Below are 25,540 nucleotides of genomic sequence, written 5' to 3' on the forward strand. Positions count from 1 at the left end.
TCCTTCTTTACATTTAATCAGAATAATTATACAATATACTTATATACCAGTTGATTTTTATGGTTTTATATTGCATTTTATTTTAATATTGATTGTCATAAAGAAAGGAACATGCCAATGCTAGCAGTAACGAGGAAAGCCAGGATCAAAGATATTATTTTAGAAAAGAAAAGCGTTACGGTGACTGAGCTTTCAAAGACTTTCTCCGTAACCGAGGAGACCATCCGGCGGGATTTAAAACAGCTGGAGGACGACGGATTCCTGACCAGAACATACGGCGGCGCATTCATACAGGATGGAGTTGAAAATAATGTGGATTTAACCATCCGGGAAACCGCATATATGGAAAGCAAGCAGGCCATTGCCCAAAAATGCTTGTCCGTGATTCACAACGGAGATTCTATTTTCCTGGATGCCTCGACCACGGCCCTTCAGGTGGCAAAGGCGTTACAGGGAATGCGGCTCACCGTGGTAACAAACTCCCTGCTGATCATCAACGAGCTTCATGACAAAGAAGATATCCGCCTCATTTCCATTGGCGGTTCCTATACTCCCAGAGATAAAGCCTTTGTGGGAAGCACCGCTATCCGGAACCTGGAATCCTTTTATCTGGATAAAACCTTTATGTCCTGCCGGAGCATTTCCATGGAACACGGAATTACCGATTCCAATGAAGCCATCGCCTCCATACGCCAGACCCTGATGACCAGAAGCAATCACGTCTACCTCATTGCAGACCACTCAAAATTTGATAAAACCTCATTTATCCGCATATCCGGCTTTGAGGCCATCGCAGGACTGGTCACCGATAAGCAGATGAGCGTCCAGTGGAGGGAGTTCCTTCGAAAAAACAACATAGAGCTTTACGAAGCATCAGAGTCATAGACCTGATTTTGCCAAGAGGATGTCCCTTTCCTTTGAGACATCCTCTTTTTATAATTTTCACAAAAAACAAACCGTCTCTGCCTCCGGGCTGCAGCTTACATCTCTTTCTCTTTCAGAGCCTCTTCTTTTTTCCTGAATATTTCCTTTAACGATGATTCATAAGGTGCTCTGGCAATGCCATACTCCGTCACGATGCCGGAAATCAGATCACTGTCCGTCACATCAAAGGCAGGATTAAATACCTTTACCCCTTCCGGAGCCATTCTCTTTTTATACCACATTTCCACCACTTCCTCTGCCGGGCGCTCCTCAATGTGGATTTCCCTGCCTGTAGGAGTGTTCATATCAATGGTGGAGGTGGGAGCACAGATATACATGGGCACGCCGTAACGTTTGGCTGCCAGGGCCACCATGGAGGTGCCGATTTTGTTTGCAGTATCCCCATTGGCTGCCACCCTGTCACAGCCTACAAATACGGCATTGACCCAGCCGTTTCTCATGACAGTAGCCGACATATTGTCGCAGATCACAGTGACATCAAGGCCTGATTCCTTTAATTCAAAGGAAGTCAGTCTGGCTCCCTGAAGAAGGGGTCTTGTCTCATCGGAAAAGATACGGAAGCCGTAACCTTTTTCGTGGCCTAAATACATGGGGGCCGTTGCTGTTCCATATTTTACTGTTGCCAGCTGGCCTGCATTGCAGTGGGTCAGAAGACCGTCACCCGGCTTTACAAGAGACAGGCCGTATTCTCCGATCATTCTGCAGACCCAGATATCTTCTTCCCGGATTTCAACTGCCTCTTTATGAAGAAGTTCCACGATCTCAGCAATGGATTTATCTTTATTTTTCAAAACCACCTGTTCCATGCGTTTCAATGCCCATGATAAGTTAACGGCAGTGGGACGTGCGGAATCAAGGTATTCCTTGGCCTTTTGAAACTCTCCGTAAAACTCATCAAAGGAATCTGCCTTAATCTCCCTTGCCGCCAGATAAACGCCGATGGCTGCCGCCACGCCAATGGCAGGCGCACCTCTCACCTGGAGAAGATAGATTGCATTCCAGATATCCTCCTGTTTTGTCAGGGAAAGGATTTCCGTATGGTAAGGAAGCTGTGTCTGGTCTATGATCACCAGGGCGTTGTTTTCCTCATCAAGAGCAACGGTATCATAATCCAAGATGGATTTTTTTGTTTCTTCGCTCATTTTTTCCTCCTAAATAAATGCGCAGATATGCCCGCCTTAAAATCTGCTCACTGCCTCTTTGATTGCCTTTAAGTAATCCGCTCCGCAGCGGAAGCTGCGCCGGTTCAGAATATAATTCTTTGCCAGAGTGATGATGATCTTTTCGGCTCTGGCCCGCTTTTCCTCGTCGGGAATTCTGGTAATGTCAATGACATTGGCCATTCCCACGGTCCGGCGGATGGATTCCAGTCCTGCCACGCCTGCGGTGTCGGAAAGAATTCCTTCCAGATACCACTCCTTAAAGCCCGGTACCTTTGCCATGGTTTCCGTTACATACTCATCAAATACCTGATTATATTTTTCAATAAACAGATCCACAATATCGGAAATGGTGGTTAAGCACCAGCCGCAGAACTCTTCTTTTTCCTTCTCATCCTCAATGGTGGCATCGCCGTTGCACCATGCAAAAAACATGTTTGCAATGATATTGCCCACATCGTAGCCCATGGGGCCGAAGAATGCGAATTCCGGATCAAAGATGTAAGTGTGTTCTTTGTTGATAAACACAGAGCCGGTATGTAAATCCCCGTGAATCAGGGACTGGGCATTGTTCATGAATTCAAATTTCAGCTTGGCAGCCTCCAGATGAAGGGCTTCATCCCCGTACAATTCCTTTTTCACAAACTCCGCGTTTGGAGGAAATACATTGTTTCTATGGTTATAATCAATAAAAGGCTCGCTGTATACCAGATCCTCGGTAATCTCACACAGATCCGGATTGATAAAGCTTTTGACCAGTTCTTTTTTCTCCTTATGCCCCATAACAATATCCGTTGTCCGCAGAAGGGAATTGGCCATAAAAGTGGTCACATGATCTGCAAACTTGGGATAAATCTCATGCTTTAACAGGGCGGTGCGCATCATGGTGTGGCCCGTCATATCTTCCATGACCATGGCGCACATGGTTCCGTCATATAAATATACCTTGGGAACCAGTCCCGGCGCATAGGAATCCTGAATTCCCAGAATCTTCGCCTCAATCCTTCCCCGGTCTGTGGAAACACGCATTTCTGCTGAAATGCGAAGGGCCTCTCCTGCCTGCTTGACGATGATGGATTTTCCGCTTGCCGGGTCTTTTACCCGGAATACATAGTTTAAGTTTCCGTCTCCGATCTCCTTGCATTCCAGACTGGCAGACTCATCAAAATAGGAAAGCTTCTCCTGGACATAGCCCGGCACATCTTCCGCTTTCATCAAAAAATAACTGTCGTATCTAGACATTCCTGTCACCTTCCCCTGATCATTATATTGCTTTTGTTTTTAGTTTACATTTTTTGCCTTACCGCTTGCGTAGGTCATGGCAAGGGCGATGGCAAGAACCGCTCCCTTGATGATGTTCATGGCATAATAAGGCACTGACATCATAATAAGGCCGTTTTCCAGCATACCCACCAGCACTGCTCCCGCAAAGGTACCGAAAGCATTGGCCTTTCCTGCGCCCAATACGGAAAAACCGATATAAGCCGCACACACGGAAGGCATTAAATATGAGTCACCTGCTGAAATCTGGGCTGTTCCCACCCGGGCTGCCAGACAGATTCCGCCGACGGATGCAAAGGTGGCTGACAGAAAGTATGCCAGTATTTTATACTTTGCCACCGGAATGCCGGAAAGCTGGGCTGCCTCAGGATTTCCGCCAACCGCATACATGTATCTGCCGTGTTTCGTATAATTCAAGAAAAAATACGCAAACAGCACCACGCAGATCATAATAATGATCAGCCACGGCTCTTTTCCCAGTGCCCGGAAAGCTTCCGGAACAAGGCCCGGCGCCTGGCTTCCATCGGGACGTGTCATACGCTCCGTGATGGCTCCGCCTCTGGAATAGGTCATGGAAACTCCCTGATACATGAACATAACGGAAAGTGCCGCAACCATATCCGGTATTTTGAATTTAACGATTAAAATGCTGTTGATCACTGCAACGCTCAGACAAATGAGCACCGTAAGGATGATGGAAACACCCATATTGATGTTGCGCCATACAAAGCAGGTCATAACAAAAACATTTGCAAACTGGGCCGTCGCTCCAATGGAAAGATCCATGCCGTTTACCGCCAGGGCAAACGTAAGACCCGTTGCAATGATGGTGGTAATGGATACCGCCCGAAGAATCGTAATCATATTGGACTGGGTCAGAAACATGCTCGTTCCCGTATCCTTGCTCCAGTTTCCGAATGTGAACAAAATGAACATAATGAGCATGGTTGCAATGGTGCCCCATTTTGTCACAAAGTCTCCGGCATTCCTTTTCTTTTTTACCTTCTCTGCCCCAGACATATCATTTACCTCCTGTGGAATAGTAAAGCAATTCTTTTTCGTTGGTATCTGCCGCCTTCAGCTCTTTGATGATCTCTCCGTCATACATGACGTAAATGCGGTCACAGATACTTAATATTTCCTGGAATTCGCAGGTAGCATAAATGATACCTTTTCCTTTGGCTGCCAGTCCTTCGATCAGTTCATACATATCCTGCTTGGCCCCCACGTCAATCCCCTTGGTGGGCTCATCGAAAATATAGACCTCCGAATCCTTGTTCAGCCACTTTCCAACTACCACTTTCTGCTGGTTTCCGCCGGACAGCAGGGCAACGACCCGGTTTTCTGACGGAGTCTTGATTCCAAGGTCCCGTATCATGCCTCTGGCATCCTCTTTTTCCCTCTTCCTGTTTACCACAGAAAAACGGCTGGTATACTTTTCCATGGCTGCAACGGAAATGTTGGATACAACCGGGTCCGTAATCAGGACGCCTTCCTTTCTCCGTTCCTCAGGAACCAGAGCCAGCCCGTATTTCACCGCCTGGGTGGGATCTTTTGCCCTGATCACTTTCCCGTTCAGCTTCATGGTGCCTCCTGCATGCTGGTAAGCGGAAAACAAGGTTTTGCAAAGCTCTGTCTTTCCTGCACCTACCAGTCCTGCCACACCGATGATTTCTCCTTTACAGACGGTCATAGTAATGTTTTTTACTTTCCCTTCCTTTTCCGTAAGGTTTTCTATTTCAAGCAGGGGCCCGCCGATCTCGCATCTCTTCCTTATGTAATTGTCCTCATAGCTGCGGCCCAACATATATTCCACAAGAGTATTCACTTCCAGTTCTCTGGAGAGGGGCAGATTAGTCACCAGTTTACCGTCCCTCATAATAGTAATGGTTTCACAGATTTCATAAAGTTCGCTTAAGCGGTGGGAAATAAACACCACTCCTACATTCTCTTTTGCCAGCTCCCGGACCACCCGGAACAATTCCAGAGTCTCGGAATTGGAAAGAGGGGCCGTCGGCTCATCTAAAATCAGGAACCTGCACTTTTCCGCCACACATCTGGCAATAAGAACCATCTGCTTCTGCGCCAGAGTCAGTCCTGATACCTGTTTGTTCACATCCACATCTACGTTTAACTTCTTTAATACCGTTTCTGCTGCCTGTCTGATTTCTTTCCAGTGTACGATCTGTTTGCGCCCCATCTTATTGACCAGGGTGTTGAACATGACGTTCTCAGCCACAGACAGATAGGGGATCAGCGCGGTGTCGACCTCCTGAAATACGATTTCTATTCCAAGATTTTTTGCGTCTTTGGGGCACCGGATTTCCACCGGTTCCCCTCCAACGTAAATTTGTCCTGTATAATGCGTATTGACGCCGGCAAGCACTTTCATCAGGGTAGACTTACCGGCGCCGTTGGCACCCACCAGCGCATGAATCGTACCACTTGTCAGACTAAAATCAACTCCATCGAGGGCCTTAACCCCGGGGAATTCGATGGATATATCTTTCATTTCAAGTTTCACTTCATTCATGGCATCTTTTCCTTACTATGTAATGGACGTGGAGCACTTATATTTATTCTGTATAAGCTCCCTTGATTGCATCATTGTATAAAGCGTTGGGATCTTCTGCATCGCCCCAGCCGTCAATAATGGTTCCCAGATCTCCCATGGTGGTCTGAGCGGTAAGGTCAGTTGTTAAAATGTTGCTGGCATCCAGATCGAAATAATCCGGTGTTTCTTCTCCCATAAATTTCAGGGCAAGAAGGCGGACATCCACAATACCGATCAGCTTGGGATCAACGGCTGCGGTGGATTTCCATACGTCAGGATTCTTAACCATAAGCTGGATGTCGTCATTGGATACGTCAATGGTGTACATGGGGATATCGGTCCGTCCTGCGTCATTTAATGCCTGAAGAACGCCCTTTGCCAGCTCATCGTAGCAGCCCCAGATGGCATCTACGGAACCTTCCGGATACTTGGGAAGAATAGCTGCTGTCTTGTTGGTCATATCGCCGCGGGCATTGGCTGAATCAGATGGTGCAATTACTTCCAGAGTCTGAATCTTGCCTTCTGCTTCCAGTTTAGTATAGATTTCGTTACGTCTGTCAAGAGGAGGGATTCCAGGGCCCATGAAGGTCTTTAACACTTTCATAGGATAGGTTCCGCCATTTGCTTCAAATTCTTCCATCATGTAGCCAAGTGAAAGCTCGGCCAGTGCCTGGTCATTCTGAGCTGTGGAGGTTACTCCTTCCAGAAGTTCACCGCTTGCATCGCCGCCCTTAAATGGCATGGTATCAAAGGTTACAACCTCCATACCCTTGTCCCTGGCAGGCTTTAACATCTCATAAGAATAGGATAACTGTCCGTGAGATACGATAATTCCGTCATAGTCTTTTGAAATAACCTGGGCTACGGTCTCCTGGGCCCTTGCGTCATCTCCGTCTGTTACAAAGGTGTCAACAGTCCAGCCAAACTTCTTTCCTTCAGAAACACATCCATCCAAAAACTGCTGGGTGTGGTCTCCTGCCGCCAGGTTCCGTACAACGGCAATCTTCTTTCCAGCCAAAGAACTGGAAGACTGAGCCTCTGCTGCCTTCTCCGCCGCAGTTGTCTGAGCCTCGGTCTTAGGAGCTTCCGTCTTCGCCTCTGTCGTTGCCGGTGCGGCTGTGCCGCTGCTGCCGCATGCAGTTACCGACAATACCATTGCCGCTGCAAGCACCATTGCTAACTTCTTTTTCATAAAGTAAACCTCCTTTAAAATATAAAATATAGTTTTCTATTCCGGACACACGTTCCTGTCCTTCCTGTAAAAATTGTAGCATATTGTACCCGTTTTTTCAATATTTTTATTTGATTTTATTTATTTATTTTGTTTTATATTGTATTCAGTTGTTATTTATGTTGTTTTATACCGCAATTGTGATGTTGTTTTCTATATTATATACACTCTTCCATTTTCTTCCATATAAAACAGGATCAAATTAACAAGAAATATTTACAATCAAATTTATTCATGTTTTATTTAACTGTATTTAACAAAGGCATAATAATAAAATCACTGAAAATAGTGAGTCAACCTACGCTGAAAAGCCGCCATTGGAGACAAAGGCGGCTTTTTTGCGTGGTGGCTGAAAGGAGTGGTGTATCTTAAAAAATACAGAAATGGAGGGGGGAATAAACTTTCCCGAGGGCCAAGCCGAAAGGTTTGGTCTTTTTTTATGCCACGAAAAAGGAGGTTAGTAAATGGCAGACAACAAAGAAAACATGGGCCCGGAGGAACATACCCCGCCTGGGCCGCCGCCCCGCCCTGTTGAGGAGGGCAAGACCGTCTATCTGAAATTGTCCGAGCTCCATGCGTTCCATCACGTCGATCCGTTTCCGGCAGCTACTCTCCGAGTTTTTGTCGGGAATCCACGGATATGTCGAACATCGTCACCATCTTGTAAAAGGCATTGAGGCTCGGATGCTGGCCGTTGTTCTCGTTATATATGATGGTGCGGGGAGTACGGTCAATGATATATGCAAGCTGCTCTTGCGTCAGTCCCGCTTTTTCCCTTGCTCGTTTTATGGCAAGCCCTATATCGTGAAAATCCAGCCTGCGCTCGTCTCGTTCAATCTTCATTATATCACCCAATGTAATTTTATATTTCGGGTTATAGTATTTGAACGACTTGTAGTTTCATGCAACGCACTATTTAATTTCATGTTCGTGCTTCAAAAGAGCGTTGACATTTGTGCATCCACTATATAAAACTGGTAACTATCAATTTTTCTATCTATCCGTTTGTAGCGGCTTCACAACTTGAATAGCGATTTGCAGCAAATAGGCAGACGGGTCTTTTTCACCAATCTCGTCAATTAAGTATTCTTCGTAGGCATTCCCGCAAATCTTTAGATGATGTTCTTCCACATAATCAAAAAGTTTTCGGTAAAGCGTATCTGTATGTCCATAATCCGTATATTCTGTTCCGACAATATAATATCCTTGAGGTTTCTGATAAAAGGCTGGGTATTGGTTTTGGGGCAGGCGATAATAATAGTTGCTTGGCTTGCTCCAAAGATGATTTTGCAGTTTGTCGTAGTTTACCATAGTGCCGACTGTAAATCCGAACTGTATTTCGTGGGAAGCACAGGCCGCATAAAAATCCGGAAGGTAATTCCATCCGCCTGACAGCTTATAATCATCAGGTAACTCCGGCCCTAAAAAGAGATTTTCTTCCGGGCGAAGCTCCACGGAGATTTTTTCAGCGTCCACCTGTAATCCGTGCTTGGTCTGCTCCATACGAGAAGCGACCATGCTTCGGATTTTTTGCAGCTTTTGGATTTGCTGTTCTAAACTTTCTTCTTGCCTCTCCAACTGCTCAAGCAGTTTTTGGGGAGAGCGTGTTCCAATATAGTCCCGTATGCTTTCTAAAGACATTCCTGCTTCCCGAAAGGAAACGATTACGCTTGCGGTGTCGATTTGCCGATAAGAATAATAACGATAGCCGTTCTCTGGGTCAATCTTTGATGGCTGTAAAATACCATGGTTGTCATAAAAGATCAGGAGCTTTCGTGAAATCCCAGATAGTGCTGCGAACTCGCTAATCTTCAAAAAATCTTTCATTTTTTTCGTCCCTCCCTCCCTTGACTGTATAACTATTATACAGTTTATACTATCTATTACAAATAGTCAAGGAGGGACTTTTATGTTACACAGAAGTGAGAATAGAAAACAAATCGCATATTATGTGTTGCCATCTATAAGCGCAATGGTAGTGTCTTTCACCTATAACGTTGTGGATGGGATGTTTGTAGGGCAAGGTGTCGGTGAAAATGCGTTGGCCGCCGTGAACCTTGCGGTGCCTTTTACGGAGATTATGACTGCACTGGCTTCCATGCTGACAGTGGGTGGGGCAACTGTCATGGCAATACGAAAGGGACGCGGTGAACATGAGGGCGCAAACAATGCCTTTATGACCAGCGCAATGCTTGTACTTATAGCGGGTATTGTTTTAACACTAATCGGAGTCCTGTTTCCCGCACAGATTGCGGATACATTTGGTGCAACAGCGGTACTCATGCAGGAAACTACGGATTATATTCGCTGGTATAGTCTGTTCTCTATTTTCTTCACGCTATCTATTTTAGGGTGCGCTTTTGTCCGCAATGATGGCAGCTCCGGGTTGGCCTTTTGGGGTATGGTTTCCGGTGCGATAGCAAACATCTTTTTAGACTGGCTTTTTGTTTTCCCGTTTCAATGGGGGATCAAGGGCGCGGCGATTGCGTCCGGTCTTGGACAAATCATTGCCTGTATTGTGCTATCCACACATTTTATCAAGAGGCATGGTATCCTACGCATTAAAAAAATCCGCATGGATAGGGCTTTATTCAAAAAGATCTTTACACGGGGGCTGCCCGAGTTTGTAATCCAAATGAGCCAGCCTATTACAATTTTCTGCTATAACCATGTGATCTTGAGTTATCTTGGCGAATCGGGTCTGGCCGCTTTTTCCGCCTGCACCTATATGCTGCTGATTGTGTTCGGCATTTTCTTAGGCGTGTCGCAGGGCATCCAGCCGTTGATTGGTAATAGCTTTGGGGAAAAACAGGCGGAGGACGTAAAATATTTCTTCCGTACAGCATTGGGCATCAATTTCGTTGCCTCGTTGGTTCTGTATGGAGCATATTTTCTGATAGGTCCTGCCGCACTCTCTCTGTTTATCAAGAATACGGCATTGCTACCTGTTTCTTTTGCGGCTCTAAAGGGATATGGCCTATCCTTGATTCCAGCATCTATTAATATCATTTACATCACTTATTTCCTTTCCACAAAAAACACCTCCCGCGCAATGGTGGTTTCTTGCAGCAGAGGTGTGGTATGGAACAGCATTTGTATCTTTGCAATTCCAACCTTGTTTGGCGTGGAGAGCATTTGGTTCCCCATGATTGCGGCAGAATTACTCACGCTTTGTATTGCGATTATCGTAAAGCCCGGCGTGACAAGACAAACAGACTACAAAATTATAGCTAAATAATAATTCTTCTATATAGCTGATTGGCGAAAAGCTGCTGGGTGGCAGCAAAGAAAAAAAGCCTTGTTTTAGCATGGGAAGATTACGGCCCTCCGCAGGAAGTTTTATTTCGTATAACAGGAAATTATAGCGTCTACGCAGTGTTTTTCTGTGCGGGCGCTTTTGTTTTTCCCTGCGCCTGCTTCGAGACAAAGTGTCCCGAAGTCCCGGCCTGGCGAGATCGGCCCCGGTGTCGATCTCCGCCGTCCCCATTTCTGATTTTCCCCTGTCCCCCGGTACAAATCAGAAATGGAGGTCATTCAAAATGACAACAATCAATTTACGGGATTTTTACCCGTGGTACATACAAGAACAGTTTATCGACGTTTCGGAAGATGTTGCCGCCGAACTTCTGGCCGGGAAACGGTATGAGGCCGCTTACCAGCGAAGGCTGACGCGCAACAAGGCACAGTATTCCTTGGATTGCGATGACGGCATCGAATACTCGGCCTGCCTGTCTGAGCCTACGGTGTAAACAGCGCATGGAGAATAAAAGCTGTCAAGGCGCAGGTACGCTTACAAAGCAAGAGCTTGAAAAATCCGTGTATGATGAAATGGTTAAAAAAATGCGGGCATTTCAAACACTGAAAGGCGGCAAAACCGAAGGCTACAATCCAAAGTTGACCGCCGCCCGCGCCGCACTTGCCAAAACCGAGGGTGAAATCGAAAAACTGATTGACACTCTCTCGGGTGCAAATCCTACGCTGTTGCAATACATTGGAAACTATAAATCTTCTTCACTTCGCATTATACCATTGTCAAATACACTTATGTTTTAAGTAATACCGTGAATAAAAAAAATAACCGCCATTACTGGCGGCATAAATTACAGAATTATTTTTCAGCTATCAAATCATTGAGCAGGTTTGTCTTTTTCGTCTTCGTCCAAGTATTAACTTTCGTATATGTCAGCTATATCATGTATTCTCCGCTTCATTTCTGTGCGGATATGTAATGGCTCTAAACACTCACATTTATTCCCAAAACTGAAAAGAATATTGTAGTGGTATTCGTTCTCTATGAAAGGAAAACTAACAATGTAATGCTCATCACCGTCTGGCGAAAAGTGTTCATAAGTGCAATAATCAAGTACCCTGTCCATGATAGATTTATGAATACGAATTTTGATTTTTGTTTGCATAGTTGTCAAAATATCAGTAAAATCCAACTGCGGTTTTTGATAATCCCGCGGCGTAAAAAATTCCTCTTGTATTTGCAGGTTTGATGTGCGGGATAGTTTAAATAAGCGAAAATCATTTCTTTTATAGCAATACCCCTGCCAATACCAATGACTGCTTTTCAATACAAGCTGATACGGCTCAGCTGTTCGTACGGTTTTATTTCCGTAACGGTCAGCATATTCAAAGGTCAGCAGCTTGCTTTCCTGCAAAGCTGTTTTGATAATTTCTAAATATGGCTGTATGTTCCTGTTGCCCATCCACGGACTTAAGTCTATATATATTTGATTTGCTTTTAATTCAATGTCTTTCGCTCTGTCGGCGGGGATAAAACTCTTGACTTTCGCAAAAGCGTTTACCAGTTCATCCCCTCGTATCATGTTGGAAAGACTGGAAAGTCCCATCAAGATAGAGGAAAGGTCTGCAGCCGAAAAAACCTTTCTATCAATCTTGTAATTCTCCATGATTTCAAAGCCGCCGCCCACTCCCGATGTAGAGCGGACAGGAATACCCGCCATGTTGATCGTGTCTATGTCGCGGTAGATTGTGCGGGGTGAAACTTCAAACATATCTGCCAACTCCTGTGCGCCTATACGCTTTTTATCAAGGAGTATCATAATAATGCTAACAAGCCTGTCAACTTTCATCTGATAGCCGCCTTCCAAAATTACTTTTTGTCATTATAGATTGTTGCCATACTATTGTCAACAATCAAAAGGTATAATAGGAAGGCAAACAAATCAATCTACCTATCAGGAGGAAACACCATGCAGAAAAAAGCCTTAGTAATAATCGATATTCAAAATGACATAACAAAGAATTACAAGGATGTTATTGGAAATATCAATAAAGCTATTGATTGGGCAGTCAATAACGATATTCATGTTATTTATATAAGGCATGAAAATTTATCAGCCGGTACCAGGACTTTTAAAACCAATACATATGGGTCGGAATTAGCTTCAGACTTGAAAACAGTATCAGAAAATGTATTTACAAAATACAAGGGAAATGCATTAAGCTGTGAAGAATTTGCAGACTTTATTAGTAAAAATGAAATATGTGATTTCTACATAGCAGGAGCAGATGCTGTTGCTTGTGTAAAATCAACCTGTTACAACTTACGCAAAGCAAATTACGGCGTTAATGTCCTGTCAGATTGCGTTACCAGTTATGATAAAAGAAAAATTGACGAAATGCTGCGTTATTATGAAAGTAAAGGCAGTAAAATAATTTGTTTGAATGACCTGTTAATTTAAGCTCTTTCCATATTGACCACATAATGCGGCAGGCGTTCTTTCGCCAGCCGCTTTGCTCGGTTATCAGTCTGTTTATAGAGCTTTGTATTCTACTATTTTTTATTCGGTAAATTTTTGTGCACCTAAGACAAATAAATCATGTCTTTTTTGAGTGATTATATCATCCTCTTCATGCCAGACCTGAAAAATACAGTTATGATGTTCAAGCATAAGCCGGCACAATTCATTAGCACTATAATTGTTTTCTATACAAAGATTCAATTTCTCGATTAAACGTTTATCCAGCATTTGATTATAGTCATGTTTATACTCATAGTTGGGTTTATAAACTTTATCAATGCACATTTCATTTTGGTACATTCGGCATGGACGGCAAATATCATCAGCTTCAATTGTTAATTGCAATTGAATTTGATGATTTTTAATAATTTCATTAGCAACCTTATAAAAGTCATGCCCCATGTTTTCATCAGGGACAAAAACTTCCACTCCTGAACCATATAATTTTATAATATCCATAAAATGATGTGGTTTAATAATTATCTCCGTCATATTTACCTCCATTCCGTGACACGGCTTCACGCCACAAATTTTTTATGAAAACTCATCTTTTCTAGCCTTATTATATCAGAGAGCACCTTAAAAGTCTCATACATTTATCGCCGATATATAATAAATAACTCCTCCACAAAAAGAAATAATACCCCGAAAGCCGGACACAGCAAAAAACTGTTCCTGACTGACAGGGTATTATCTCCCATTTCCTTATTATCTAAAAAACTTCTAATGCATTGACAAATATTCCGCTACATCTTCCACAACGATTGCAGCAACGGCCTGGATATCAGGGTCGGCACTGTATAAAGTGGCACCACAATAATCCTTTATCATCTTCATGTCATTGGCGCTGTCACCAATGACCCTTATTTCATCAAATCCGCCCCAGTACCTTGAGATCCAGTCCACAGCAGCCGATTTATCCACGCCCTTTGCCACAATATCTCCGTTCCACACATTTGGATAAGCAGATATAAGGGGAAAACGGTCATTCAGTTGGCTGCACAGCTCCTTAATCCAGGCTTTGTCCTTCCTGCGGCGGTGGATCTGCACGATTTCTTTAAGACAATCAATCTGGTCTATGGAAATCTGCCCGTCACTGGACTTTTGAGTGGTGCTGCCGGAGCCTGAAAGTACATTTACCTTTCCCCTTCGCATGGATACACCGCTCCCTTCATCCCCAAGACCGTGAAGGAATAAAAGCACTTCCTTGGCCGTCTGATCGTCTATGGTCCTGCAAAATAATTCCTTTCCTGTTCCGTCCAAGATCAAAGCTCCGTTATTGAGAATAAGAGCATCCGGCTTTAAGGAATATGTCTCCAAAAGTCCCCGGAGAGAAGACTCATTCCGCCCTGTGGCAAGGACAAACCTGTTTCCTGCCCCCTGCCATTCACTGACTGCCTTTAAGTTTTCGTCACTGACAGAACCGTCAACATACAGAGTCCTGTCAAAATCACTTACTGCACATTTCATCTCCTTCCCTCATCTCCTTTCCTCTGCAGAATACACTGACCAGATTTAAATTTGAATCCACAATGGTAAAGTCCGCATCCTTACCGGGTGCAATACTTCCTTTCTTATCATCCACATGGATATACCGGGCCGGATTTAAGCTGGTCATCCTCATAATATCAAACCAATCCACCCGGGTATGGCAGGCCATGTTCTGAATGGAGCCTATATAACTCAGCTCCACATCCTTAACAGCCTTATAATCCCTGGGATCAATCCATTCCTCCCTGCCGTCATAATGGGCAATCCGGACCTTGTCCCCATCCTTTATAAATTTTATCTTCCTCACATAATGGTCAAATTCCGTCTGAGTCTGGGCAAGGCCGCTGCAGTCCGTAGTCATAATAATCCGCCCGCTGCCCTTGATCCGGTAAGCGATGTCAAAAGCCTCATGAGATACTGTCATTCCTGTCTGCTTGGCAAATTCGCACATCATATCATCGAAATACAAGGCGGCTCCCGCCGTACCCAGCTCCCGGTGGTGGAATCCCCGCATCCCGCTGAATGTATGGGTAAATCCTCCCACCCCTGCATCCTTGATTTCCTTGATCTGGGCGAAGGTGGCTGCACTGTGTCCAATGGAGGTCTGAATATTATGGCTTCTGCAAAATTCCAGCACCTCTCTTGCTCCTTCCAGTTCCACGGCAATGGTCATGTACCGGCAAAGCTCTTTGTTCCGGAAGCTGTTATAAAGTTCTTTCATGACACGGAGACTTGGCAGAATGCAGCATTCTTCCCGCTGCATTCCCCGGTACTGGGGATTGATAAAAGGCCCTTCCAAATGAACCCCCAGCATCTCTGCCCCCGGATAATCCATCTCATAAGCTTCATCGGCCGCTTCAATAGACCGCTTAATCTCCGGCAGGGTATCTGCTCCCGAAGCAGCCAGATAAGAAGTGACTCCCGCATAAGGAAGGGTACGGCTCATCTCTTTTAACGCCCCGGCGCTTTTTTCAAACCAGAAAGAACCTGTAGCCCAGCCATGAATATGGATATCAATAAATCCGGGCAGAATCACAAAATCAGAAAAGTCCTCATAAGGCCCGTCATATTCCTTATGCAAAGCCTTGACCTTTCCATCTTCAATCTCTATAAACCCATCAAATTCTTCTTGTTCCAGAATAATATGTTTTGAATAAATGATCATAGTCCGCCTCCTTTCATGTCCCGTCTTAAAACGAAAGGGAATGGTGCAAAATACTGCCACATCCCCTTTTCTATATCAATACGTTCCCCTTTGCCGTCAAGTCCGGCTCATATCACCGAACTCTCCTATGACTCCAGCTTTTCCTTCAGCATATTTGCTGTCTTTAATGCCTTCTCTGCCATCTCCCTGGCAAGGACGCTGCACAATCCCGTATAGCTGGCAGGATCAATCATGGACTTTAATTCCTCTGCCGTAAACATGGAAGACAGGGTTTCATCTTCTATCAGCACGTCGTAATAGTCCTTTCCGTCCAGCTCCACTTTCATGGCCTTTTCATACATGAGTTCATGGGCTTTGTCTTTGCCCAGCTTTTCAGCCACATTCATCATCACAAACTCGCTGTTATCCAGGCCCTTATTTAAGTTCACATTTTTCAGCATCCGCTCTTTGTTAATATGAAGGGTCCGACTCAGCTCTTCGGCCCGGATCAGCACCTCAGTGGTCAGTTCCAGCCCTTCTTCCATAATTCCGTCAAACAGCATATAAGAGCTGCTGTCTCCTTCAAACATCCGCACGGAGGAATAAAGCCCTGTAGCTGGAAGAGAGTAAAGCTTCTGGGAATTAGCGATAATTCCTTTTGCAAGCTTGGGGTTGATTTTCTGGGGCATAGTGGAACTGCCTATAGTTCCCGGAGTAAAGGATTCACTGACCTCGGAAAACTCCTCCACTCCTGTATAGTAAACCTCTTCGGCCATTTTGTGAAGGGTATTGCACAATAAGCATAAGTTCATCAGATATTCAATCTTCATCTGACACATATTCCGGCTTGGAACATCCATGGACCCCATGCCCAGCTTATGGGCGACACGGTCCTGAACCTTACGGCCTGCAGAGCCAGTGGCATGAAAGCCTCCTGCTGCTCCTCCCATCATGGTCACAAATACCCGTTTTTCGCTTTCCTCCAGACGTTCTAAAGTACTTAAAAGCTCGCTGATCCAGACAGAAACCTTATAGCCATAGGTAATGGGTATGGCATGCTTGCCATGGGTTCTCCCGGCCATGACTGTATCTGCATTATCCTGGGCCAGCCTGCCTAAATTCGCCAGAATATCTCCGAGAAAGCTTTTAAAAATATGGTTTACCTGCATCGTCATATAAAGCTGGGAAGTCTGCTGGATATTCTGGGTAGTAACTCCGTAATGAACATACTTTCCGCCCTCTTCTCCGGCTGCCTTTACCAAAACCTTGACAAAGGGAACAAAACCGTGTCCTACCTTGGCTTTAATCCGCTTCATCTCATCCAAGTCCAGGTCTTCAAAGCGAACCGCTGCAATATCTTTGGCTGCCTCCATGGGTATGAAACCTTCCTCTGCCTGGGAAAGAGCCAGGGCAGCCTCCACCTTCAGCCAGGTTTCATACTTTGCCGCTTCACTTAGCAGCTTTTTAATCCCCCTGTCATCCAGTCCACTTTTTGAATCATAAAAAGCTCTCATCCTCCACCTCCTATTTCTTTAGGGCATCATCTACTGCGTGACGTACAAATTCCACGTGAGGCCCGAATACAACATGAATGTGATTGGCTGACGGGAAGAAAATACCTGCGCAGCCGGAATCTTTAATTTTTACCTGATCTACCAAAGCCGGGTCTTTTAAGTCAATACGAAGCCGGGAAATACAGTTTTCCACGCTTAAGATGTTCTCCTTGCCTCCCAGGCCTTTGATAACAACTTCAGCAATGGCAGGCCAGTTCTTTTCTTTCAGCAGAATGCTTGCGGATTCTTCAATTTCAAACTCTTCACGTCCCGGTGTCTCCAGGTTGAATTTTTCGATGAACCATTTGAATACAAAGTAAAATACTACAAAGTTTCCGATGCCTAAAAGAACCAGATTAATCCAATTAGTATTTTCATATAAAAGACCGAAAATTCCAAAGTCAAAAATCGTACCGCGGATATAACCGATGGAAATACCCAGCATCTGGTAAGGAATGGCACCAATACCGCTCATGATGCAGTACAGAATAAAGAGCTGGGGTGAAATAAACAGGAATGAGAATTCCAGGGGTTCCGTGATATTTCCTAAAAATGCAGTCAGACAGCAGGTGAGGATAACACCTTTTGCAATTTTTCTGTTTTTTAAGAAAGAGGTGCGGTACATAGCCAGACCTACAGCTGGCACACGGAACAAGGTTGTCAGCATCTGCGCACCTCCTAAGTAGCTGGTAAGGGTTGGCATAAGCTGGCTCCAGTATTCGCTGGTGGGCCCTAAGTTAAATAAAACTTCATTGGTTGCATTTAAGATTCCCACATACTCTGTTCCATTGATCATGTAAGTTCCGCCGGCTTCAGTAAAGCGGACGATGGAAGCCAGAACGTGATGGAGTCCAAAGGGAATCAGCGCTCGGTTTAAAGCGTAATAAACGGCATTTCCTATGTAAGGCGTTGTGAAAATAAAGGAAATGCTGATAAGGAAATTGGTCAGCATATTCCAGAATACCGGAATGATCAGGCCAATAGGGATCATCAGTGCAAAGGTGATAATCGGAATGGACTTCTTTCCTCCAAAGAATGCGAATGCCAGAGGAAGCTCCAGACGGTAAAACCGGTCCGCCACCTTGGCAGCCGTCAGTCCTGCTATGATACCTCCCAGGGCCTCAATCTTTAATGTCTGAATTCCCAGAACCGTACCTTGCCCCACCTGGGCCGCAACATCCGCCTCAGCCAGAGTTCCTGTCTGTTTTAAGTAAACACTCATTACCACGTTCAGTGTCAAATAACCCACGACAGATGCAAAAACCGCAATTCCTTTTTCATTTTTTGCCATACCCTGGGCAACGCCCATGGCAAACAGCAATGGTATATTGTTAAAAACAATGCTTGTAATCGTTTGTAAGCTGGACAACACAAGCTTTAAAATATCATTTCCAAAAATCGGAAATTTCTCTACCATGTAAGACTGGCCCAATGCACTGCAAATCCCCATAACCATGCCAATAGGTGCAAGAACTGCGATTGGCAGCAGCAGTGAACGTCCGAATATCTGGATACTGTCCTTCCAGCTAGACTTTTTATTTCCCATATTTTTTCCCTTCCTTTGTTATGACATTGTGGTTTTAAGGCGCGTCTTAAACTTATACTCATTATTGCAAATTTTTTCGGACGCTTCAAGGCAAAAAAGATACATTTTATTGTTGCGTTTAGTTGCCCTTAATTTTATAATAAAACTATAACAATATATCGGTATGGGAGGGATTATATTATGGGACTGAGCTACAGCGATTTGAACTTGCTGCGCTTTATACAAAAAAGACAGGTAATTTCCCTGTCAAAGGCTGCACTGCAGTTTGAAAAGGATGAAATATCCATACGGCGGACCGTTGAAAGAATCAACCTCTTTTCCACAAAGCCTTTGGTGGAAATAAAAAAAGGCCTCTGTTTAAGCCGTTTAAGCTACAAGGAATTTGTGGATTTTATCCAGCAGATCACCATGGAAGACTACGCCAGCTCCCACATTGAACGAATCCGGGTCATGATTGTGACCATTTTCTTTCACGGCTATGTCAATGCCTCTTCCTTATATGAGAACTGGGGCATTTCCCTTACCACGAAAAAGCAGGATACCGCTTATTTAAGAAAACTTTTGCAAGAACACGGACTTAAGCTTTTGACCTTAAAGAAAAAAGGGCTTACTATTGAAGGGGATGAGCTGCAGCTACGCTTTCTCGTCCTTAACATTCTTCATCCTCTGCTGGAGTTTACAGCAGAAAACCGGATTGAAGCCCGTTATGCCAACACCCCGTTGGAAAAGCAAAGCTATCATCTGGCTAATGCTTACTTACAGCCTGTTTCCACCCAGGCAGTGAACCAACTGACTTCCTTTTTAACAGAATATCAACTGTCCCTCAATTATCCGTCGAAAAAATTTCTGCTGCTGTTTATCTGCATTATGGAAATCCGGCCTGTCAGCGAAACTATGGAATTTTCTTACCGGCTGCCCCTGGCGCCTTTGAACATTCATTTTACTGACAAACCCCTGGAAAATAAGCTGTACAATGTGGTTCTCAGCATGATGAATTTTTCCAGCAGTCCTGACTTTCCCATGGACAACCGCCTGCGCCATACCACTGAACAGTTTGCAGAACAGGTGGTCAATCGCTTAAAGAAACCCTTTGCACTCCAGGAAGAATTTATCCAGGAACTTTACAGCTATTTTTACCGGGAAATTACACTGAATCATTTTCACTGTACATTTGTGGATAAGACTGTAGAAAATACAAGGGAGCAGTTTTCAGACCTGTATGAGATTATACGGAAATATGAGGTGTATTTTAAGGCAGCCTACAACTTTTCCTTTATGGATGAACACCTTTCCTCCCTGACGCTGCTGGTGCAGAAGCACATTCTGCGCAACCGCACCGTAAGCCGTCAGCATAAAAAAATCGTGGTAATGACCAGCATCAGTTTTGAGCGGGTCAGTTTCTTTCTGGAACAGATCAAGGAATACGTGGAGCTGCAGTGGATAGGAACTCTCAATATTAACGAAATCCATGAGCTGAAAGACTTAGATTATGACTATATCTTCTGCTTTTCCTCCCGTATTTATAACATGCTTCACGGACAAAACCTTCCTGTCATCCATATTAATTTCTTTGTGGGCAGCAGCGATGTGGAAAAGCTTCTGACCTATGGATTTTCAACCCGCAAACACCGGTTTCTGGCCGCCCGCTTTGTATCGGAAATCGGCGGAAAAAGCGAGTCCGAGATGGAGACTTATTTAAAGGAACATTACGGGGACCATTTTGTGTGACAAAATCCCTTAAAGCAGCTTTAAAACAGGCTCTCCGATCATTCCTTCCGCTTTGCTTAAGCCAAAGTTTTCCAAAACCGTCACTCCTACCACGGCAAAGGTGTCCTGTTCGTCTATTTCTCCGCCGCCAGTATAAGACGGAGAATATGCCAATAACGGCACCTTTTCCCTGGTGTGGTCGCTTCCTTTATAGGTGGGATCGTTGCCGTGATCCGCTGTAATCATCAGAAGATCATCCTCTCCCAGCAGCGGCAAAAGCTCGCCCAGTTTTTCATCAAACCGTTCCAGCTCTGCTCCGTATCCAACCGCATCCCTCCGGTGTCCCCACAATGCATCAAAGTCCACCAGATTGACAAAACACAGACCGTTGAAATCTCTTTCAGCAATTTCTATGGTCTGTTCCATGCCGTGAACGCTGCTTTGGGATTTATTTCCTTCCGTCAGACCTTCGCCGTCGAAAATATCATAGATTTTGCCCACACTGATCACATCATGGCCCGCATTCTTTAACACATTCAGGGCTGTGTCTCCAAAAGGCTTCAAGGCATAATCATGGCGGTTAGCAGTTCTTTTAAATTCACCCTTTTTCATACCTACATAGGGCCTTGCAATCACTCTGCCCACCTTCCACTCGTCTTTTAAGGTCAGCTCCCTGGCAATCTCACAGCAGCGGTAAAGCTCCTGAAGGCCAAAGGTTTCCTCATGGGCACAGATCTGCAGAACCGAATCCGCAGAAGTATAGACGATCATGTCCCCGGTGGCTATCTGATGCTCTCCCAGTTCGTCCATGATTTCCGTACCGCTGGCAGATTTATTCCCTACGATCTTATGTCCGGTGCGCTTTTCCAGTTCATCCAGCAGTTCTTTGGGAAAACCTGTTTCCGTAAAGGTCTGAAAAGGCTTTGTAATATATAGTCCCATCATCTCCCAATGGCCTGTCATGGTATCTTTTCCAACACTGGCTTCATTGAGTTTCCCGTAATATGCCTTGGGATCTGCAACAGGTTTTACATGATTTAAAGAACACAAATTTCCCAGACCAAGTTTTTCTAAATTGGGCAGGTGAAGATGGCTTACTGAAGCATCGATATGTCCCAGGGTATTGCTGCCCTCATCTCCGTATTGGGCGGCATCAGCCATTTCTCCTATTCCCAAAGAATCTATGACAATGACAAAAACTCGTTTAAATCGTTTCATATTTCCTCCTTTTAGCTTAATTTTAATTTCACAAAAATCCCTGATTCAGCCGGTTTTTGGTTCTTTCGTACCAATCCAAGAAATCAGCTGTTCACTTATATAATATGGTCTGCACGCAGCATATCACTTTTCAGGTATTTCTTCCATACCTTCATTATACAATTCCAAGGAATTTTTGCAATGTTTTTATAATATTATTGACCGATGTGCAAAAATACCCTGCACGCAAAACACGAAAAAAACTGTGTTTCGCATGCAGGGTAATCAGTTATGCTGCCTGATTTTATAGAATATCACCGCTCCAACACTCCCCAGACAGGCAATGCCTGCCAGAAGCAGATAACCGGTTCTCATTCCCGCCTCCGATGCCACTGCACCTGTAAAAATGGGAAATGTTGTCATTCCCACCGCATATACGGCCTGAAACAAACCCATTGCCGTGGATTTGCTGCCGGCAGGAATCTGCTTCATTGCTTCGGAGGTGGTAAAAGAAAACAAAATCCCCGTGGACATTCCCGGTAAAATCTGCAGGAGTAAAAGCACCGGTATATTCCCTGCGGCTGGAACCAGGACGCAGTACAGAGCCACAACCGTAAATACCAGAGGAATCCAGAATCTTGGCCCTTTACGGCTGCAGGCGCCGGAAGCCGCAAAAGCAGCAAACCCCACGGAAGACATCATATAGATTACAGAAGATATCCCCACAATTCCATCGGATGCGCCCAGATTTTTCAATATCTGGTTTGTAAATGACATGGCAGTGGTAAGCTGTATCCCCTGCTGAATCAGGGCCAGAAAAGAAAACATCCACAGACTTCTGATTTTGCAGACAGAAAGCAGTTCCCCGATTTTATGCATGCCAGGCTTAACATGAATTTCTTTGATCCTGACAGAAAGGAGAAAAGCCAATAAGCCTGCACAGATGCTCAGCATACAGATTCCGGCCATGCCGATCCGGCGGTAGCTTAAGGTGCTGCAAAGAAAGCCCAGAAGCATTCCAAAATTGTTGAACAGCACGATCCGGCTGGTAGCAGCCTGCTGGTCCTGAGCTGAAAAATGGTTGGTGTAAAACACCATAAAGGATATCCACATGGCAGAGGCCAGTCCGGAAAAAAGATTGGCGATCAGAAAGCCGGTGCCATTGCACCAGAGTACCCGGAAAACCGATGCAGTTCCCGATGCAAGGGCTCCTGCCATAATAAAGTATTTATGCCTGCCAACAGAATCCGCACAAAGCCCTATGGGAAACCTTAACAAAAGCTGGGAAATTCCATAGGCTCCCACTACCATTCCAATTAATGCGCTTCCAACTCCGGAAGCAGTTAAAAACGTGGTCTGATACGGAATGTACACATATTGTGCAAACCAGAACAGGGATACTATGGCAAGGTAGCGGATTTCCTGTTTGCGGGTAAAAGTAAGATGATTCAAAGTCTGTTCTTTCATATTCTCTTCCTTTGAGCGTATTCCTCCAGAATCCTGTGGATGTGAACGGCCAAGTACATTTCTTCCTGCTTGGACAGTTTGGAATCAAATTTTTCCTTGATAAAAATGCCGATCTTTTTCACGCATTCATATTCTCTGGGGCATTTCTCAAGCACATGGGTATAAAAGGAATCCTCATAATCGTATAAATCCTGATTGCCGTTTACAAGCCTTTGTGCAAAGAGGCGCAGATGAGTTACAAAACGGGTATAGCCGATGCCGTCCTCATCATAGAGAATAGAGAAGTTATATTTTACGATATCCAAAATCCCCTTAACTGTCTCAAATATCTTCTGGTTATCCATGCTGTCAGACTGATTTGTCTGCGCATTGATAAAATGAAAGGCAATGTTTCCTGCCTCATCCTCAGGCAGCTCCACCTGCAGCCTCTCTCTCACAAGCTTAAGAGCATACAGGCCCACCTGATATTCCTTTGGATTGAAGCGTTTTAAGGTCTGCGTGTAAAAATTCTGTATTAAGATCCCCTCATTGTTCCTTTTTACAGCAAAAGACAGGTGGTCTGTAAGTCCCAGATAAATATGCTCCATCAGCACCATTCCATAGGTGTCAATGGCATAGTCAATGACCTGTTTAGCCAGTTCAAAGTAGGTGCTGTCTATTTCGGAGGCAAGCCTGATGATGTTCTTGGAAACAGACCGGTCCTTTAAGACAAATACCTTTTCAATGTCTTCACTTTTTAAACGGTGCCCGATGGACTTATTGAATCCGATTCCCTTGCCCATCAGGATTACCTCCCTTCCGCTGTCATCAAGCGCCAGCAGCAGGGAATTATTCATTACTTTTACAACCCTCATAACCAACCCCATTTCTATTATTCTTACGAAAGCAGCAAGCCAAAGTCAAGCTTCCCTGACTTTGGCGGCTGCTCATGGAGCAATGGACCGGAGGTCTACTTAAAGTTCCTCTCCATTTGTTTCAATCACCCGCTTGTACCAGAAATAACTGTCCTTTTTCACGCGGTGTAAATCCTTCAAATCATGGTCTTCCCGGTTGACATAGACAAAACCATATCTCTTCCGGAAACCCTGATGAGAGCTGAGAAGATCGATAAAGGACCAGGGAGAATATCCCATAACCTGAACTCCGTCTTCTATGGCCTGGCTGATAGCCTGTATATGAGCTTTCAAATAGCTGATCCGGTACTCGTCATGGACCTTTCCATCTTCTGTCAGGATATCGGCAGCTCCCAGACCGTTTTCCGTAATGATAAGAGGAAGATGGTACTTCTGATGATAACTGTTTAATACGGTCCGAAGACCCAGAGGGTCGATCTGTGCTCCGTATTCGCTGGCAGCCAGATTCTCATTCTTAATGTGGTGAAAATAGCCGTACATATCAAAATCCACTTCATTGATGGGATATGCCCTCTCTCCCACCGGATGGGCCTCATCAACCGGAAGGTAACGGACACAGATGGTGCGGTAATAGTTTACGGCAATAAAATCCATGTCTGCGCCTTTTAAGATTTCCTCATCCTCAGGCTCCATGACCGGCACAATGTTTCTCTCTTCCAGATAACGCATGTAATAGCCGGGGTAACGGCCGTAATAATGCATGTCCAGACAGTAATCCGTCTTAAACCAGTCGTTCATCCTGGCTGCCCACACATCCTCCGGCTTGTTGGTTTCCGGATAGGTACAGGTGGAAGATACTGCAGGGCCGATTTTACCATTGGGTATAATGGAATGGCAGGCTTTCACGGCCAGGGCATGAGCCAGGAACATGTGATAGTCCATCTGGGCTCTCTGGCGGTCGGCTTCCCATTCGTCATCTGTGGTAATATTCACCCGTTCATCGACTCTTACCATGAGGTTCTGCTCATTGTGAACCTGCCAGCAGGTAACCCTGTCTCCAAAAGCTTCAAAGCATATTCTTGCATAGCGGTCAAAGGCTTTTACACACTCCCTGGATTCCCATCCATTATACTTTTCAACAAGGGCGTAAGGAAGATCAAAGTGGTATAAGGTGATAAACGGCTCAATGCCATGTTCCAGCAGGCAGTCAATGACCTTATTATAAAAATCAATGCCCTCCTGATTCACCTCTCCGTCTCCATCAGGCACGATTCTGGCCCAGGCAATGGAGAATCGGTAAATCTTCATCCCAAGCTCCTTCATCAGACGGATATCTTCCTCCCAATGGTGGTAGAAATCGCTGGCCACCTTGCTGTCAGCCTGAATATCCGAGCGTTTGAAGGCGTTTATATCGGCAACGGTAGGTCCCTTTCCTCCCTCATTCCACCCGCCTTCGATCTGGAATGCCGAAGAGGAAGCTCCCCATAAAAAGTCCTTTGGAAAATTTGATTTCGTTCCTTTCATATGCACACTCCTTTTACTGATTTGTTTTAATTGCAATCACCGGCTTTTCAAGAGAAGCCCGTGGGGATGTAATTCCTGTTACCTCCTGGAAGAAAGGAGTATTGCTGATGATAAT

General features: G+C 44.8%; 22 protein-coding genes and 1 pseudogene. 6 read left to right on the forward strand and 17 right to left on the reverse strand.

Going from position 1 to position 25,540, the window contains the following annotated elements; translation table 11 throughout:
• The first annotated feature begins 117 nt into the window (after positions 1-117).
• Complete coding sequence (locus tag V7M78_RS21010) at positions 118-885, forward strand: DeoR/GlpR family DNA-binding transcription regulator (RefSeq protein WP_333652855.1); 768 nt, start codon at positions 118-120, stop codon at positions 883-885.
• Between the two features lie 95 nt (positions 886-980).
• On the opposite strand, the gene mtnA is transcribed toward V7M78_RS21010, so the two are convergent.
• From mtnA to V7M78_RS21045, 7 genes are all read right to left on the reverse strand, one after another.
• Positions 981-2,087, reverse strand: coding sequence for an S-methyl-5-thioribose-1-phosphate isomerase (gene mtnA / locus V7M78_RS21015; RefSeq protein ID WP_333652858.1), 1,107 nt, complete (start codon positions 2,085-2,087; stop codon positions 981-983).
• 36 nt (positions 2,088-2,123) lie between these two features.
• Positions 2,124-3,347 (reverse strand): S-methyl-5-thioribose kinase, encoded by a 1,224-nt coding sequence (gene mtnK, locus V7M78_RS21020; RefSeq protein WP_333652861.1) that lies wholly within the window; start codon positions 3,345-3,347, stop codon positions 2,124-2,126.
• 39 nt (positions 3,348-3,386) lie between these two features.
• The gene (locus V7M78_RS21025; protein ID WP_333652864.1) at positions 3,387-4,406 is read right to left on the reverse strand and encodes an ABC transporter permease; all 1,020 of its coding nucleotides are present in this window, start codon (positions 4,404-4,406) and stop codon (positions 3,387-3,389) included.
• Between the two features lies 1 nt (position 4,407).
• Positions 4,408-5,919, reverse strand: a complete 1,512-nt coding sequence (locus V7M78_RS21030) for a sugar ABC transporter ATP-binding protein (protein WP_333652866.1) — start codon at positions 5,917-5,919, stop codon at positions 4,408-4,410.
• A gap of 43 nt (positions 5,920-5,962) precedes the next feature.
• Positions 5,963-7,132 carry a substrate-binding domain-containing protein gene (locus V7M78_RS21035; RefSeq protein ID WP_333652868.1) on the reverse strand — a complete coding sequence of 390 codons (1,170 nt, stop codon included), beginning with the start codon at positions 7,130-7,132 and terminating at the stop codon, positions 5,963-5,965.
• 645 nt (positions 7,133-7,777) lie between these two features.
• Entirely contained in the window at positions 7,778-8,014 is a 237-nt protein-coding gene (locus tag V7M78_RS21040; RefSeq protein ID WP_442914687.1) for a helix-turn-helix transcriptional regulator, read from the reverse strand.
• Between the two features lie 150 nt (positions 8,015-8,164).
• Positions 8,165-8,998 carry a MerR family transcriptional regulator gene (locus V7M78_RS21045; RefSeq protein WP_333652870.1) on the reverse strand — a complete coding sequence of 278 codons (834 nt, stop codon included), beginning with the start codon at positions 8,996-8,998 and terminating at the stop codon, positions 8,165-8,167.
• A gap of 82 nt (positions 8,999-9,080) precedes the next feature.
• Between V7M78_RS21045 and V7M78_RS21050 the strand changes: the two genes are divergently transcribed.
• The 3 genes and pseudogenes from V7M78_RS21050 (at position 9,081) to V7M78_RS21060 (ending at position 11,224) form a co-directional block, all read left to right on the forward strand.
• Positions 9,081-10,409, forward strand: a complete 1,329-nt coding sequence (locus V7M78_RS21050; protein ID WP_333652873.1) for an MATE family efflux transporter — start codon at positions 9,081-9,083, stop codon at positions 10,407-10,409.
• 301 nt (positions 10,410-10,710) lie between these two features.
• Positions 10,711-10,914, forward strand: a pseudogene (locus V7M78_RS21055) (sigma-70 family RNA polymerase sigma factor); the annotation flags it as partial.
• 13 nt (positions 10,915-10,927) lie between these two features.
• Positions 10,928-11,224 (forward strand): hypothetical protein, encoded by a 297-nt coding sequence (locus tag V7M78_RS21060; RefSeq protein ID WP_333652876.1) that lies wholly within the window; start codon positions 10,928-10,930, stop codon positions 11,222-11,224.
• A gap of 113 nt (positions 11,225-11,337) precedes the next feature.
• On the opposite strand, the gene V7M78_RS21065 is transcribed toward V7M78_RS21060, so the two are convergent.
• On the reverse strand, positions 11,338-12,270 hold the full coding sequence (locus V7M78_RS21065) for a helix-turn-helix transcriptional regulator (protein WP_333652878.1): 933 nt from the start codon (positions 12,268-12,270) through the stop codon (positions 11,338-11,340).
• Between the two features lie 120 nt (positions 12,271-12,390).
• Here V7M78_RS21065 and V7M78_RS21070 point away from each other — a divergent pair, with 120 nt between their 5' ends.
• On the forward strand, positions 12,391-12,882 hold the full coding sequence (locus V7M78_RS21070; protein WP_333652880.1) for a cysteine hydrolase family protein: 492 nt from the start codon (positions 12,391-12,393) through the stop codon (positions 12,880-12,882).
• Between the two features lie 99 nt (positions 12,883-12,981).
• Here V7M78_RS21070 and V7M78_RS21075 read toward each other — a convergent pair whose 3' ends face one another.
• The 5 genes from V7M78_RS21075 to V7M78_RS21095 all read right to left on the reverse strand — a co-directional run bounded on the left by V7M78_RS21075 (position 12,982) and on the right by V7M78_RS21095 (position 18,676).
• Positions 12,982-13,434 carry a hypothetical protein gene (locus V7M78_RS21075; RefSeq protein WP_333652882.1) on the reverse strand — a complete coding sequence of 151 codons (453 nt, stop codon included), beginning with the start codon at positions 13,432-13,434 and terminating at the stop codon, positions 12,982-12,984.
• Positions 13,435-13,665: 231 nt separating this feature from the next.
• A complete protein-coding gene (locus V7M78_RS21080) occupies positions 13,666-14,412 on the reverse strand; it encodes an HAD family hydrolase (protein WP_333652884.1) in 747 nt (248 codons plus the stop codon).
• Positions 14,393-15,598, reverse strand: a complete 1,206-nt coding sequence (locus tag V7M78_RS21085) for an N-acetylglucosamine-6-phosphate deacetylase (RefSeq protein ID WP_333652888.1) — start codon at positions 15,596-15,598, stop codon at positions 14,393-14,395. Before V7M78_RS21085 ends, V7M78_RS21080 begins: the two co-directional genes overlap by 20 nt.
• Positions 15,599-15,723: 125 nt before the next feature.
• The gene (locus V7M78_RS21090; protein WP_333652892.1) at positions 15,724-17,091 is read right to left on the reverse strand and encodes a class-II fumarase/aspartase family protein; all 1,368 of its coding nucleotides are present in this window, start codon (positions 17,089-17,091) and stop codon (positions 15,724-15,726) included.
• A gap of 10 nt (positions 17,092-17,101) precedes the next feature.
• Positions 17,102-18,676, reverse strand: coding sequence for a PTS transporter subunit EIIC (locus tag V7M78_RS21095; RefSeq protein WP_333652896.1), 1,575 nt, complete (start codon positions 18,674-18,676; stop codon positions 17,102-17,104).
• Positions 18,677-18,856: 180 nt separating this feature from the next.
• On the opposite strand from V7M78_RS21095, the gene V7M78_RS21100 reads away from it, so the two are divergent.
• Positions 18,857-20,404 (forward strand): helix-turn-helix domain-containing protein, encoded by a 1,548-nt coding sequence (locus tag V7M78_RS21100; RefSeq protein ID WP_333652899.1) that lies wholly within the window; start codon positions 18,857-18,859, stop codon positions 20,402-20,404.
• A gap of 9 nt (positions 20,405-20,413) precedes the next feature.
• Here the strand turns inward: V7M78_RS21100 and V7M78_RS21105 are convergent, their stop codons facing one another.
• The 4 genes from V7M78_RS21105 to V7M78_RS21120 all read right to left on the reverse strand — a co-directional run bounded on the left by V7M78_RS21105 (position 20,414) and on the right by V7M78_RS21120 (position 25,425).
• A complete protein-coding gene (locus V7M78_RS21105; RefSeq protein ID WP_333652901.1) occupies positions 20,414-21,601 on the reverse strand; it encodes a phosphopentomutase in 1,188 nt (395 codons plus the stop codon).
• Between the two features lie 264 nt (positions 21,602-21,865).
• On the reverse strand, positions 21,866-23,047 hold the full coding sequence (locus tag V7M78_RS21110) for an MFS transporter (protein ID WP_333652904.1): 1,182 nt from the start codon (positions 23,045-23,047) through the stop codon (positions 21,866-21,868).
• Positions 23,044-23,901: a PRD domain-containing protein gene (locus tag V7M78_RS21115; protein WP_333652907.1), complete on the reverse strand. Its 858-nt coding sequence runs from the start codon at positions 23,899-23,901 to the stop codon at positions 23,044-23,046. The genes V7M78_RS21110 and V7M78_RS21115 overlap by 4 nt, the downstream gene beginning before the upstream one ends.
• A gap of 99 nt (positions 23,902-24,000) precedes the next feature.
• The gene (locus tag V7M78_RS21120) at positions 24,001-25,425 is read right to left on the reverse strand and encodes a glycoside hydrolase family 1 protein (protein WP_442914688.1); all 1,425 of its coding nucleotides are present in this window, start codon (positions 25,423-25,425) and stop codon (positions 24,001-24,003) included.
• Positions 25,426-25,540 lie beyond the last annotated feature (115 nt).

Origin of the sequence: Lacrimispora sp. (assembly GCF_036758025.1) — a bacterium.
Lineage (GTDB): Bacteria > Bacillota > Clostridia > Lachnospirales > Lachnospiraceae > Lacrimispora.